The organism is Pseudoalteromonas sp. GB43, assembly GCF_054923805.1.
On sequence record NZ_JBPCHJ010000003.1, the window covers coordinates 137,101 to 151,635 of the forward strand.

General features: G+C 39.9%; 8 protein-coding genes and 3 pseudogenes. 4 read left to right on the top strand and 7 right to left on the bottom strand.

What is annotated here, in order from left to right:
* Window positions 1-18 precede the first annotated feature (18 nt).
* Window positions 19-566: pseudogene (locus ACRWSG_RS22725) on the top strand (DeoR/GlpR family DNA-binding transcription regulator).
* A gap of 558 nt (window positions 567-1,124) precedes the next feature.
* On the opposite strand, the gene ACRWSG_RS22730 reads toward ACRWSG_RS22725, so the two are convergent.
* Genes ACRWSG_RS22730 through ACRWSG_RS22745 form a run of 4 tightly spaced genes read right to left on the bottom strand, consistent with a single transcriptional unit; the run spans window position 1,125 to window position 7,647 of the window.
* A complete protein-coding gene (locus ACRWSG_RS22730; RefSeq protein WP_462167638.1) occupies window positions 1,125-1,814 on the bottom strand; it encodes an arylamine N-acetyltransferase in 690 nt (229 codons plus the stop codon).
* The gene (locus ACRWSG_RS22735; RefSeq protein WP_462167639.1) at window positions 1,811-3,247 is read right to left on the bottom strand and encodes an asparagine synthetase B family protein; all 1,437 of its coding nucleotides are present in this window, start codon (window positions 3,245-3,247) and stop codon (window positions 1,811-1,813) included. The genes ACRWSG_RS22730 and ACRWSG_RS22735 overlap by 4 nt, the downstream gene beginning before the upstream one ends.
* On the bottom strand, window positions 3,235-4,293 hold the full coding sequence (gene ribA, locus ACRWSG_RS22740) for a GTP cyclohydrolase II RibA (RefSeq protein ID WP_118845496.1): 1,059 nt from the start codon (window positions 4,291-4,293) through the stop codon (window positions 3,235-3,237). The genes ACRWSG_RS22735 and ribA overlap by 13 nt, the downstream gene beginning before the upstream one ends.
* 3 nt (window positions 4,294-4,296) lie before the next feature.
* Window positions 4,297-7,647, bottom strand: coding sequence for a glycosyltransferase family 2 protein (locus ACRWSG_RS22745; protein ID WP_462167640.1), 3,351 nt, complete (start codon window positions 7,645-7,647; stop codon window positions 4,297-4,299).
* A gap of 828 nt (window positions 7,648-8,475) precedes the next feature.
* Between ACRWSG_RS22745 and ltrA the strand changes: the two are divergent.
* A pseudogene (gene ltrA / locus ACRWSG_RS22750) lies at window positions 8,476-9,947 on the top strand (group II intron reverse transcriptase/maturase).
* 232 nt (window positions 9,948-10,179) lie between these two features.
* Here the strand turns inward: ltrA and ACRWSG_RS22755 are convergent.
* Entirely contained in the window at window positions 10,180-10,884 is a 705-nt protein-coding gene (locus ACRWSG_RS22755; RefSeq protein WP_462167641.1) for a hypothetical protein, read from the bottom strand.
* Between the two features lie 599 nt (window positions 10,885-11,483).
* Here ACRWSG_RS22755 and ACRWSG_RS22760 point away from each other — a divergent pair.
* Window positions 11,484-12,353 (top strand): CHASE domain-containing protein, encoded by an 870-nt coding sequence (locus ACRWSG_RS22760; RefSeq protein ID WP_462167642.1) that lies wholly within the window; start codon window positions 11,484-11,486, stop codon window positions 12,351-12,353.
* Between the two features lies 1 nt (window position 12,354).
* On the opposite strand, the gene ACRWSG_RS22765 is transcribed toward ACRWSG_RS22760, so the two are convergent.
* Entirely contained in the window at window positions 12,355-13,302 is a 948-nt protein-coding gene (locus ACRWSG_RS22765; RefSeq protein ID WP_074989424.1) for an IS30 family transposase, read from the bottom strand.
* An 80-nt stretch (window positions 13,303-13,382) separates the two neighbouring features.
* Between ACRWSG_RS22765 and ACRWSG_RS22770 the strand changes: the two genes are divergently transcribed.
* Complete coding sequence (locus ACRWSG_RS22770) at window positions 13,383-13,880, top strand: GGDEF domain-containing protein (RefSeq protein ID WP_462167643.1); 498 nt, start codon at window positions 13,383-13,385, stop codon at window positions 13,878-13,880.
* Window positions 13,881-14,032: 152 nt separating this feature from the next.
* Here ACRWSG_RS22770 and ACRWSG_RS22775 read toward each other — a convergent pair.
* A pseudogene (locus tag ACRWSG_RS22775) lies at window positions 14,033-14,248 on the bottom strand (tyrosine-type recombinase/integrase); the annotation flags it as partial.
* Window positions 14,249-14,535: the final 287 nt, after the last annotated feature.

The window sequence follows — 14,535 nt, forward strand, 5'->3', positions numbered from 1 at the left end:
GGCAAGCTCGCGCAGTAATTGGCGAATCAAGGTGTATGTAAAAAAGTTTACGGAGGTGCCGTTCTTAACGCGAAAAATGATGGTAGTTTAGTCCAGCGATTAGACTTAAATGATGATCGTAAACAGATCTTAGCAAAGGCTTGTACCCCTTATTTTCAGGAAAAAGCATTCATCTTTATTGACTCTGGCAGCACTAATTTAGCTATCGCAAAGATGATCCCGCAAAACCTTGAATTAACAGTTGTAACACATACACCATCGGTCGCGATTGCATTACAATCTCATGAGTATTGTGATGTTGTTTGTTGGGAGGAAAAATAAGTAAGCAACAGGGAGCTGAAATTGGAACGACCTCACTTAAACAACTACAAACTATGCACTTTGATTTAGCTATTTTAGGGGCTTGCGCAATCGATTTGGAAGTCGGTGTTTCTACTTTTGATATTGAAGATGCTCAATTTAAACAAGCAATGGTGAAACAAAGTAATAATGTGCTAATTGCAGTAACTGAAGAAAAGCTAGCCGAATTTAGAAAATTAGAATTACAGCTTGTGTTTGCTTCGTAGTCAAATTCCTTCTTTTTAAAGTTCCTGAATGGCTATACTGTGTAGCCTAATGGACATTCTCTTAATGAAAAACAATTATTAATATTAACTCGAACAACAACATAATATTTCTCAACTCTTGTTGCACTCATTAAAAGTTTAAAATAGGGTTAGTAAAGAAACTATCAAATTGAGGGTATATTAAAGAAAGGTCATTCTCATCAAAGAGTTTGATATCAAAGCAGCTCTCAGAATTGCAACTACAATCGTAATCATCCTTTCAATCTATACACTTCAAGGCTCACATTAACGCATTTTGGGTTAACGGCGAGCTATATTTATAACTTGTCTATGGACAATTCCGAGTTACAACAACGTGCCAATTTCCAGTCTATCGATAACTTTTGGTATCCCATAATGCAATAAGGCACCGCTTGTCGCATAGCATGAGATTCAAGAAAATGGCAAAGCAGAAGATAAAACAGCCTACTTAACACTATAAAGTTATGCAACTTTATCGATGATACATTCATTATCTCCGTCTCACTTTACTAATCATAATAGAGGGCTACTCGTTGTTTATATGTTAACTTTTTTATTAAAAATGAATGATTCAAGTGGTGAGATATCGTAGTTAAAATACTTCATTATCACTGTTTTTATGTCACTTTTAGTGATATTGGTTACTTCCTCGTAACCATCACTACTGTATATTTCTAGCTGAGTGTCACGAATAAACAAAAAACGTTGACCAACAATCATTGAAAATCTCAGCTGATTGCTAAATGGATAATTTATATTGGCTGAAAAACGATTAGCTATCCTTTGACGGATTTCCGCATCCGATTTTTCTGCAATATCTATATCCATCTGTTGCTTTTCGACGCCGTTTTTTCTGTGGTACACAGTGATAACACCATCTTTTATTTTTGTTCTATAAGTCATGCCGTAACACTCATACTCAATTGGTGTATCCACAGGGAAGAGATGAATAGATGGCCAGCCATTTCCAATATCAGCAAAATAGCGCTGATTATCTATTTCAAGTCTCACCAGTCGATGGATTTCTTTCCCTCCAATCCGTGCAGAATGCAAATGCGCATCTAGCCCCGCAGTTTTTACTGCTTCTAAGTAACTCAGAGTCTTATCTGAACAGGTCCCCCCGTATACCCAGGTAGTAGGCTGAATATCATTGATTAAATAGAAGTTGTGAAACGGCTCTCGTTGAAACTTTTCGAGCAATATTTGTTGGGCTAACCGTACTGTCATCTGTGGACCCCCCCACGTTTTGCAATAACGTTATCGAATGTTGGGTAACTAAAAAAGTAAGAATTGTCAGCGTTGTTTGTAAATGTTTGACTCCAAATTTTCTTTAGCTCGACGATTTCTGTATTAGTGTTACGAGTTAAGTACTCCACGACTAATTTGCGGATGCCACTACCAACATCAAATGAAGTTTTCTTGCGATCAGCAATTTCAACTGGTAATAAATGCCCAAAGGTATCCCTAAGTGCCACCTTATTTTGGCCATACGAATAAAAATTTTTGTGCTCTAAGGTATCAGCGATACTCTTCACCGTCCGATCCAAAAATGGACAACGAGCTTCAATACTATTCGCCATACTGCATTTATCTAATCTACGTAGCTCAGTAAAGCGCATATCATTTATCAGATTTGAACGAATTGATTGCCATTCATCTTCTGATAGCATTTCGTGATACCCAGCAAAAAGCTCATCCGCACCTTCTCCGGTTAGGACAACTTTTAATCCTTCTTTATGTGCTGAATCTGCTAATAAGTAGGTTGCTAAACCATTGCTAATGAACGATGGGTTGTAGCTTTCAGTTGCGCGTACTATCTTGGCAATCAAAGTAGGTAACTCTTGTTCCGTTGGCAGTGGAATATAGTTAACCCGCTTTATTCCCAAGTGATTAACAAGCTTTTTAACCATTACTACATCCGGGCTATCAGGATTTCCCAGTACAAAATAAGTAATATTTTTATGATATTGATGTGCTAAAGCTGCAATAATTGAACTATCCAAACCACCACTAAGAAAAATACCGACAGGTTGCTTTGGTAAACGCTTAATCACCGCTTTTTCCATTGCCATAGCAAGATTAAGCTTTGTAGTGACTAATTCTGGGTGCTCTGCTATTAGAGTTAACTTTCCAGAAGTTAACTCTAACTGGCTAATTCCCAATGGGACTTGCTCAAACCATTCAATGTCTTGCAGTGCTTTGAGCTCGCTTACAACAAATAAGTTATTATCTGCTCGTCCATAAAATAGGGGCTTTTTCCCTATATGATCCCGCAATAGATAAAGAGTCTGCGTATCAGATTGGTAGATTACACCTGAATAAAATCCATCTAACTCGGCCAGGACCTGATTACCTATTTCAGAAAATAGAGGAACGACGACATGTGTATCACACTCACTTTTTAACGTGAGGTGATATTGTTTAGCAAGAGCATCAGCATTGTATATTTCACCATTAATTGCGCCAATCATTTCACCAGCGTTGTATGGTTGTCGCCCAGACGTGCTTTCATCGTTTATAGCCAAACGGACAAACCCTATAGCTAGTTGTCCATTTATCCAACAGTGCCGATCATCCGGCCCTCGATGAGAAAGTTTGGTTAATGTGGCAGATACCTTATCCTTTGCAGTATCGCCATAGAGCAGCGCTATTCCGCACATAATTTCTGTTCTTGGCTATCCAGTAACTGACTACGTAATTGCATCAATAACTCACCTAACCGGTTTAATCCAGAGCCATCTTCTGCATCCCCCCAATAACTATCATTATTCGTATGTTCTGCTATGTTACGTTGCTCTGTCGATAACAATAATTCTTTGAGTTCAGGGTGTTGAGTAAACTTCGCTGTTATTGCCTGCCACATCGCCTTCTCTTTTTTGTTACACCAGTCTTCTTGCAGGTGTTTTACTTCTAACTGACTGGCTATTTCTTTGGCTAACATTGGGCTCGCAGCTGTGCGGATACGTTCCTGTAGTACTGGATCAGTAAATTTTTGTGCTTGATAAAAGTGCTCGGTTGTTCGCCAAATTTTGCCTTGTATATATACGGCATGTTGTGAAAAGTTGGAAAACTCTCCCCATGTTTGGTCTGAATGATAAAAATGAATTGGACTGGAATTATCATTCTCAACACTTAACGGCAGGTAGTGCCCCAATTTATCATTCTTACTCTGCAAATAGCCTGCGTTTTCAGGGCGTACTTGCGGATGTGTATTTACAACTTCTACCGCAATACCAGCTTGTTCTAAAGCACTTCGTTTTCGCGGATTATTTGAGACTAGGCGCACTTCTTCGATGGCCATTTTTTTTAGTACACTAATCGCTGGCCCGTAATCTCGAATATCTTGGTCTAAGCCCATAGCTTGAAATGATTCAGCTGTATCCAGGGCTTCCGCCTGCATTTTGTACACTGCCTGAATTTTCTTAGATAGACCTTGCCCCCTTCCTTCTTGATGTAAATGAAAAATAATTCCACTTCCATCATGAGCCATGGCTTTCATAGCTTCGCGTAATTGGTCTGCACAGTCGCAATCTCGAGCTTCAAATACTTCTGAGGCAAGGCATGAAGAGTGTATTCTTACCATAGGCTTGCTACCTAGGTTGTTGATATCGCCAAAGGTAACCACTCTTAACAACTCATTGCCAGTGTCATACATTCGAAATGTACCGTGTAGTGTAGGGAGCTCACAGTAAATTTTATAAGGCATTTTTTATTCAACTATCTCAAAAGTGTTCTTATGCGCATTCGCAAAGCGGGCACTTTGCGGCACTATTTGGTTTAAAAAATCGCAAATATGATGCTCATTCATTTGCTCAACCTGATTTTTTAGTTTCTCAATTGCACTGAAATTAAAAGAGCGTGCAAGATATTCACTCAGTTCAGTAAGCTCTGGATACTTGGACAGCGCCTGTGCCAATCCATTAATCCTGTAATAACTGAGTGTTAAGCGTGCAAGACGGGTATTGCGTGCATTTCTGGTTGCTTGCCAGACGTCAGAGATCTCATCAGGATTAAAAACCAGGTTATGTTGTTCTTTTGCTGACAAGAATTCTTGTAAACCTGCATACAACGCTGAACCCATAATTTCATCCTGTACTTTCTCCAAATCTAATATTTTCTCATTTTGCACACGGCCAGTGTGTTGTACAGGGAATGGTGCGCTTTTAATGTTCAGCCGATTATGATGCTTGTTGGCTATTGCCCAAAGCATATCTGAACGGCGGGCCTCACGATCATTTATTATTGGTATCAAGTTGGGTACTTGTGTTAACGCTTTAGGGTTTAAAACAAAGGTATTTCCCCCGCGATTAACGGTGTCTTTCGCGGCCATTAATGGATTTTCAGTGCATGACGGGATGATACCGCGAGTAAGCGGGAACCCGGTGACTAACATTGGTGCAAAAGCAAATAAACGAGCACGTGCTTCCGCTACAGTTTCACCAACATAAGCAGGTTCAATCCAAAATGGGGCTTCAACATGACCTGAGTGTTTGCGTGATAGATCATAGTAATAATCAGGGTATTTGGTGCGAAGAATAGTATTCTCACTGCTTCGATCTGGAAGTTCAATATCGTTCGATAAAGTCTCTAACCAACGTAAGTTATGTAGCAGATCCAACAACTGACCACGTAACCCATTTAATGGCGGATTAGGTGAGGAACCTTCATATTGCCCAATAACAACATCAATACCATTTTGCCTAAATCTTGGTAACCAAGGGAGGTATTGTTTCGCACGTGCATCTAAACGCATGTCATCATCAAGGATCCAAGCAACGCTACCTGGCTTCGTTTCACACTCTAAACCAACATACTTTTGTAGCATACTGCGAGCATGTGCAATACCTACCTGCCCAGCCTGACGACTAGTGAAACATCGACCGAATAAGCCATTTTCCGTATCTTCTATTTGTTGTGTTTCGCTGATTATTCTTATGGTGCTCAATGGACGCTTGCTATGCATAAGAACATCTTCAACGGTTCTGGTTGAGCAACCGTTACACAGTACGATAGTGTTTACCTCGGACAAGTAACTACATTGTTCTAGTTCAGCAATGCTGTTAAGCAAGGGTAACAATTTATAGGCATCTCCGGTAATGACACCAATGGTCAGCACAAAAGGAGTTACTGGTCCTGACGGAGCCAGAGAGAGCCTCGCTCGATTTGCTTGCTCTAAATTGCAGTCAATACCAGCTAATCGTTGGCGAAAAACTTGATAACCCTGCATTTCTGGCATGTTTATAGTTTGCAATGACTGCCGCATTAAGGATTTAAGGCGAGGATTATCTGCATGATGTATAGCTAGATATGCTCGCCGTGCCATATGTTCAAAACCGAGTTCATTCCATGGTCGAATATCTGAGCCATAATCTATCAACTTCACCTCGTACTTGGTTTTAATCAAGTTTTTAGGATGGATATTATTACAAACAATACCCGCTTTGCTGCAACTGTGAAGCAGGTTAATAACGTGTTCACTGTCACCACCTTGATATGGGATACTTTCCTCGTAAGGATAAGTAAGGACTAAGCTTGTTCCATTGATAAAAACTTCGTTCAGAGCATATAAACCGGGCAGGTCATGCCATTTTGAGCAGCTCTGTTGTAGGAACTTAATTTGCTTAGTAGGTATACGAGTTTTCCAGTAATCGATGCACTTAAAAACTCGTTTACCATCGGTCATTACAATGGCTTCCGAACCGGTGCCAAGCAATTTCAGATCATCGATACAAAATAGCTTTGAGATTCGAGATTGCGCAACCTCAACACGGCACTGTTTTATCCTTTGAACGAGTTCTTTTTGTTGTTTTTTAAATTGATCATCAAAGGTAACGCAGTTCAACTGATAAGCGCCTAGCCGGCGTAACAGTGTTAAAATATCGTTATCACCTTTATCCATTAGTTGTTCTTGATGCCACCTATTTTTTAAGACCCATGCGCTATGACCGACGTTCTCTTGGGCAACAATTGCAGTAGCCGTTTCAACACATGTTTGCTGATCGCATAAGTTGTAATACGTGATACCCTGACTTCCCAAAAATTCAAGAAATGTATTCAAATCATTCAGATTCAATACTTCAGTTACTGCGGTCAAGATCAGGTTAAAACCTACTAAGTTCTGCTGATCTACTTGGTGAATTTTAATGATGAGATTCTTTAGTTGACCAAAGGAGATATTTCCTAAATCAACTCCAAGTGTTAGTCCAAATTGAACTGCGGACGTTGATGTTGCTTGTGGTAGTAAGGGTGATTTGGGCTGCCAATTAAACAGGTTCTGGGCACGCTTAAGAAATGCGTCATGCTGTGTGTTATTCATCCGCCCATTGTACTTCTGCCAAAATGCAGACAAACCGTTTTGCTTAGATGGTGAATTTGGTGTACTTAAACGTTGGCGGCAGCTATCTGCATAATGATTTAGCAACACTTCATCTATACTGTGATATTGAAGAGATCCTATCTCACAAAGGCGTATACACAAATCGCGGTCTGTACTGCTGACTAAATGCTCATCAAAGCAACCGGCCATCAGCATAATATCAAGAGACAGGAACAAGTTAGAACCCTGAATACCTGGGTTTCCTCTCAGGAATAGGTCTTCATCTAAAAACGTAGGGGGTAAACTCTCAATAGGCGGTTGGTCATTGCTTTCGTAACGATAAAATCCAGCGGCGACCATGTTGCAGTTTTTCATACTAGCTGTCGCTAAACAGCGTTCCAAATAATCAGAATGCCACTCATCATCGTCGTCAAGAAATGCCAGAAACAACGAGTCAAAATATTTACCTTGCTGTGCACACAGGTAGTCTACAGCTGTATTCCACGCCCCGCTAGCACCTTGAGTTCGCTGATTTATCAGATATTGTTTGTGGCAGTTACTTAATGCTAGAGATTCGACAATGTATCGATTCTGTTGTTGAACATTTTCTGGTGAGTCATCTACTACAATAAGGTAATCCGGCAATCTAGATTGGTTCAAGATTGAATGTAATGCTCTATTTTTCAACAAGTCAGACCTGTTTTTAGTCGCAATAATTGCTGCTACTTGCCAAGCGTGCGTCAAACTATACTCCGTTACTTCTGAACAACTAGTAATATGCTAGTGACCTTATGAATTACCACAACTTGATAAAATCAACCGGATTTTATCTCAACTGCTCAGGAATAGGTATGCAAATGTGTGACTAAACTAGAAATGTTAAAAGTAAACGCTTTTTGGATAAACCATACATCGGTTTTGCATGACCAGTCATTAAGAAATATTGGGGAATTTTCTATTAAGCAAAAACACCTTTCTGTTACGTAAACTCATAAAGGGGCGTGCGACGTGAAGTCGTATGAAGCGCTGTTCACCGCTTAATGAGTGAACCATCTGTATCACCAGATGATCCTAGGAGCCTGAATAAATTAGCGGCTCTGACAATGTAACGAAGGTTGGTATGCGCCAATCGGGATCTTAATCGTGAGAGGACGATCCTCCTGATAACCACAAATCGGGTGAGTGCTAGGCAGTCAGTATGATGAACATAAGTGAATCCGCGTAAGGTGCGTTATATGATGAAACAGCGGAAGTGGTTAATACGCTGTAGCCAAAAGGCGCGAGAGTCGGAAAGAGATTGCCCCATGCTCTTTCGTGATCACCGAACTCTCCGCACTATAGCGGGCATCTAACCTGACATTGCGCAACATACGGAACACGGTAAGCCTGTATCACTCCCTTTGGGAAAGCTTATATAGCCGGTAGTGATGCAGGTAGAGGATGTTGGAGAAAGCAAAGGCTGGATTGTAATGATGCAGATACAGACGTCTGTCTGGCACGAAAGTGAGCTGACTTCCGACTGGTCTTCCGTTGCAAGAGAATTTGAAGAACTTTATTCAAGGAGAAACGCAAATGATGATTTCAAAAGAGATTAGTGCCTCTTCTGACAGTGCTCAATGGCAATCCATAAATTGGAAAACTGTTGAGTCACACGTTTTAAAGCTTCAGATGCGTATTGCAAAAGCAACAAGAGAAAGTAAACACGGCAAAGCGAAAGCATTGCAGTGGATACTGACTCACTCGCATTCGGCAAAACTTCTTGCTGTTAAGCGAGTATCACAAAACAAAGGCAGTAAAACGCCCGGAATAGACGGCGTCATCTGGAATACGGATACGCGCCGCATGAAAGCAGTCAATCAATTGAGCAGAAAAGCTTATCAAGCCAAACCGCTCAAGCGTATCTACATCCCTAAGAAAAACGGCAAGCTCAGACCTTTGGGTATCCCGTGTATGGTCGATAGAGCGCTGCAAGCGCTTCATCTTCTCGCACTAGAGCCTGTGTCAGAAACACTTGCTGACCCAAATAGTTACGGCTTTCGGCGCAACAGAAGTACTGCTGATGCTATTGCTCAGTGTTTTCTCTGTTTGAGTAAAAAGCAATCCGCACAATGGGTCTTGAGGGAGATATTAAAGCCTGTTTCGACAAGATTGGGCATCAATGGCTTATGAATAATATAGCTGTAGATAAACGAATGTTGGAACAATGGTTAAAGTCTGGTTTTATGGACAAAGGGCTGTTCTATCGCACTGACGAGGGAACATCACAAGGCGGGATCATATCTCCAACCTTGATGCTGATGACTCTTGCAGGTCTTGAGCAACACATAAAGTCCACCGCACTTAAAAATGGGGCGAGAGCCAACTTTATAGGATACGCTGATGATTTCGTCGTCACTTGCACTTCAAAGGACGTGCTGGAGAACGATATCAAACCGTTGATTGCTGACTTCTTAGCACACAGAGGCTTAACGCTCTCCGAAGAGAAAACGCACATTACTCACATTAGCCGTGGTTTTGACTTCCTAGGCTTTAACCATAGGAAGTACAAAGGAAAGCTGCTCATTAAACCGAGTAAATCTAACACGTTAATATTTCTGAGTAACTTGCGCGAACTCACTAAAAAGCACGGAACCACCCCCGTTAACGATCTAATCAAGTTGATAAATCCGAAACTCAGGGGTTGGTCGAATTACTATCGCCATTGCGTTGCCAAACAAGTATTCGGATATGTGAGCCACAAACTATTTCTAGCGTTATGGCATTGGGCTAAAAGGCGTCATCCAACAAAATCAAAAACTTAGATCGCCATGAAGTACTTTATCAACCGTCGATGTTAATGGCAATTTCACGGTTGGCAGAAGAGCATGAATATGGATTGTCAGTTTAATCTATTTCAAATAGCTAAGGTGCCAATAGAGAGACATGTGAAAATCAGGAGTGAAGCTACGCCTTTTGATCCTTTATACCAAGAATACTTGGCAAAGAGAAAAGCAAAGAGGCAATGCCGCAACTCTTGGAATGAGCCTAATCTCGCTGCTTTATAAGTTGCTGGGTACCAATTAGGTGCCTTCGTGAAGGCTTGAGCCGTATGCAGTGAAAGTTGCACGTACGGTTCTTAGGAGGGCGACACTTGGTAACAGGTGTCGTCTATCCGACATAAATACGTTAAAGTATTTTAATGTCATGAGTAATTTATGCCCTAAAAGAGTGCTACTACATGGTAGTATTCAATAATGAACGTTGTGAATACATTACAATACCATTTATGCATTGAACCTAATAACTTGGGGCGTTTCTTTTTAACTGTGACAAGATATTATCATTTAATTTTAACCAATTAGTTTCGTATTCCCATGTCTTTTTGAAGTCGTTATTGCTCCTTGAAATTTCAAGCATTTCTTTAAAATCGAAGACATCTGAAAAATTATCAGCCGTAACATCATACCTTCCATAACCTCGGTTTTCAGGCACAATATATTTTAAAAAATTAGATTTAAAATCAGCTATAGTGCTTACTAATTCCTCTGAATCATTTAGCTTTTCTTCTAAGAATTCTTTTTCAAAATCTGTAATTATGCCTGTCGCTTCTAAAGCACCAGATTGGTTTATTGATATTCCCCAATTTTTATAGGCCAATGAAGGGGCTTGATTTTTTATATCTGAGAGTAATGCATCGTAGGGAGAAAGCATTTTTTCCACAGCCTTTGGCACACTCCCTCCAGGCATATATAATTCGCCAGTCGCAATTCCAAGTTCATACATAAAGTCATCAACCGTTTTAGTCATGTCTATTTTGCTCACGGTCATTGTCAGTGGCTTGCTATATGTTTGCTCTAGTTCAGGAGGCTCGCTTTTGTGATATATGTCATCCGCCAACTTCTTCAGCTCAGTATTTAAAAGAGCCCCCCCATCTTTGGGTGATTCTAATGTCACATTTTGATTATTTAGTGGCTGAGGTAAATTTTCAGAAATAACCTTCATAACACGTCCCTGTTTCAGTGATATGTTTTTGTATCGGCCTATTTTTATAATTCTTTAAAGCTGAATTGCACCTAGATGGATGTTAACTCGTCACTGGACAAATGTGAGTTACACGTCATCTGGTAAACCACTAACATCAGATTAGTAAAAGTATCTTTAAACCTTAAACGCTTGTATGTCCATGATTGGGGTTGAATACTATTATCGTTATTGAGGTAGTAATGGCTAAGTAGCTATATCAGCGTTTGCCTTGTTTGTTTTGCTATCGTTTCCTCATCAATACAAAAGGCCAGAGATAAACTGTTGATTAGCACTTTGTTGTGCTGTTTCCTGTTGGTTGTTTTGTAATGAAGTTGGGGCATGAGGCCAAGACGATTCATGGGTATAGCCAATCAGCTCGTAGCTTCTTGATTTATTCTCATCATTTTACCGATAAAGCCTAGTTAATACATAATTTTATGTCTAATATCTATAGAGATTACTGAAAGTTACCCATTAACTTGTATTGCGGTGTTGTGAGTGTTCTTGTGTTACATAAATATAAATTTAGCCCTTGGTTGTTTTGGACAATAACCATAATGTATGGCGTCTTTAGTTATATGATTGTCTATCTAGTAACGGATAAGTTTCTCGAAAGACAAATCCAACAAGTAAAAGAGACAATTCAGCATGAAGTAGCGTTAGTTAGATATAGTATTGAAGCGAATATATTTCGTGATACTTACCTTGCAGATAGCTTGGCGTCGGTGGTGTCATTAGACCCTGATTTCGCAACAAAAAATTGGAACTCTATATCCAGTCAATTTTTATCCAAAGCTGCGCTTGTGAGAAATATCGGACTAGCACCCAACGACATCATATCTCATGCATATCCTTTAGAGGGTAATGAAAAGGCGATTGGGTTGGACTTTAGAACTGTTCCAAATCAGTACGAAACCGTTCAGATAGCTAAAGATACTCAAAAAGTTTTCATAGCTGGGCCATTAGAACTGGTGCAAGGAGGAAGAGCTCTTATTGCAAGATACCCAATATTTACAGACTCCCCTAAAAACAAAAATTACTGGGGTGGCCTAAGTGTCGTTATAAATTATGACAAACTAATAGAAGCTTCAAAAATAAAAGATGTTATCGGCGCAAACATTGCGCTAGTTGCCACCAACTCAAATGGAGAGAGTAATAGACTTATTGAGGGTAACAATATTGCTGTTGAGAACTATGATATAAGCTACCCCATATACTTGCCAAATAACAATTGGACCTTATTTGCTTCATATAAAGACTTTAGTGAAATAGATAGCATATATAAATTTAAAATTATTTTCATGACCTTTGGGATTGCAACTTTTTCTATTGGCTATTTTCTTCTAATAGCGTTAGTCAAAAACTACTTACGTGCTCAAAACTTGTCATTACATGACGAGCTTACTCAATTACCCGCGAATTCAAGTCCGAAGTGCACCACTCGCTAAATTAGGCTGCTTTGCGTAATTCATCGAATATTACCGCTGGTTGCCTAAACCCTAGACATTTTCTCGGCCTCGCATTGAGCGCCTTTTCTATGTGCGCAATTTGCTTATCTGTCACCGTTCGTAAATCAGTGCCTTTGCGAATATATTGACGCAACAAGCCATTAAAGTTCTCATTTAACCCTCTTTCCCATGATGAGTAGGGGTTAGCAAAGTAGATGTCGGTTTTTAGCTTGTCTGAAACATGCTCATGTTCACAAAACTCACTCCCGTTGTCTGCGGTTATCGTATGAACATGGCGTCGATAGCGCCACAGCATACCTATCATTGCTCTGCTCACTTGCGCTGCACTTTTTGCTGGCACTTTGCGTATCAGGTAAAACTTACTTGTACGCTCGACTAAACTAACGATTGCTCCCGTACCATGCTTGCCAAGTACTGTATCCGCTTCCCAATCACCAAATCGTGTCTTAGTGTCAACAATCGCAGGTCTATGTTCAATGCCAACACGATTTGGGATGATGACACGTTTGCTTCGGCTGCCTTTACGATAACGTCTGTGCCCTTGTCGCAGATGTTTGTATAGCTTGCCACCACTCAATTTATCTTTTTGAATATAGCCATAAATCCATTCATGACTCACAGGATGCCCGATAATTTTGCTTACACCCGCAACCTGCTCAGGGCTCCATTTTTGCTCCAATCCAAACTCAACGAACGCAATTGTAAGTGCTGGCATGGAATACTTGGCAGCTAGATGTTTTCGTTTACATGCCTTTGAATGTGCAACCTCAGGCAAGTAATGACTTCGAGTACTATTGCGCCTAACTTCACGACTTATAGTGCTGTGGCTCACTTTTAGCCTTTTCCCTATCTCTCGATAGCTAAAACCCTCGCGTAAGTAGGCCTCAATCTGGTATCTTTGCCCTTCGATCAACTGCTTGTAACTCATGGTATCTACTCTTGTTTTTTGGCGATTACAGAGTACCACCAACAGGCAGTTGATCTCTTCTCACCGTTTAACCATGAGTGGTGCACTTATTATCTGAATTCGGGCCTAATCGCCGTTACTTATTTCAAAAAATGACTAAAATAATGTCGAGAGAGGGTTCAATCGTTGAGTTTACTGTTCTTAATATCGATTTAAATAAGTTCAAACAAATTAATGATTCCCTAGGGCATGAGGCTGGTGATGAAGTCTTGAAGCATACAGCCTCATCCTTAAATCGTTGCTTGCGTTCATCTGATTTCATTTCAAGAGTTGGAGGCGACGAATTCGTTGTTATCTTACACCGAGTATCAAATGAAGAGGATGTGGATAAAGTAATCCATAAGATGCATCTTTGCCTTGAGTCCAGCCCTTTACACTGGAATAGTCAAAAAATATGGATTTCATTAAGTATCGGGAGTTACACCTTTAAAAGTAAGGCAAATCCAAAGCTTATCAATGAAGTATTGTCCAATGCAGATAAAAGCATGTACTTCAATAAATCATCTGCAAAGAACAAAGACATAGCGTTTTTCATTTAAAAAGAAATATCGCACATCAATTATATATGGGTTTGAATTTGGGCTGAGGGATTATATAAACTGATTGATTTAATCATTGAGCTAAAATTATTGAGTAACAACGCTAGCAAACTTAGGGGCAAAGGCAGCTTGGGGTTACTGGCTATATTAAATTAACAATCCGTCTCTCTGGATATCTTAATTGCATCTTCAATTTCAATTCCGAGATATCTAATGGTGTTATCAATTTTTGTATGGCCAAGCAGTAACTGAACGGTCCTTATATTTTTGGTTCGAGCATAAACCAATGTCGCTTTGGTTCTTCGCATTGAGTGACTTCCATATAGATCAGAATCAAGCCCTAACTGCTCAGCCCAACTCCTGATAATTTACTTCGGGGTTTTTCAACATAAATACAATTTAAGAAAGTAAAATGAAATTATAACCTAATCAAAGTCAAAGCATGGGCCTTTGATTTGATAATACTCGATCGGCAAATTAAACTTGCTTTGCAGTTCATTCAGATAGGAATGTTCAACGCTTGTGCATTTTACAGGACCAGCAACAATTAACTTTTCTACGAAACCTGCTTTATAAAAGTACGCATACTCTAGAAGTTGCCCAATTGCTTGCCGTATGCATGATTTAGCACTAAATGCTGTTTTGATTTCATACA

Excerpts from the sequence above, each read along its gene's own strand:
- ACRWSG_RS22730 (WP_462167638.1), bottom strand. The coding sequence starts at position 1,814 with ATGACAGTACGGTTAGCCCAACAAATATTGCTCGAAAAGTTTCAACGA.
- ACRWSG_RS22755 (WP_462167641.1), bottom strand. The coding sequence starts at position 10,884 with ATGAAGGTTATTTCTGAAAATTTACCTCAGCCACTAAATAATCAAAAT.
- ribA (WP_118845496.1), bottom strand. The coding sequence starts at position 4,293 with ATGCCTTATAAAATTTACTGTGAGCTCCCTACACTACACGGTACATTT.
- ACRWSG_RS22735 (WP_462167639.1), bottom strand. The coding sequence starts at position 3,247 with ATGTGCGGAATAGCGCTGCTCTATGGCGATACTGCAAAGGATAAGGTA.
- ACRWSG_RS22760 (WP_462167642.1), top strand. The coding sequence starts at position 11,484 with ATGATTGTCTATCTAGTAACGGATAAGTTTCTCGAAAGACAAATCCAA.
- ACRWSG_RS22765 (WP_074989424.1), bottom strand. The coding sequence starts at position 13,302 with ATGAGTTACAAGCAGTTGATCGAAGGGCAAAGATACCAGATTGAGGCC.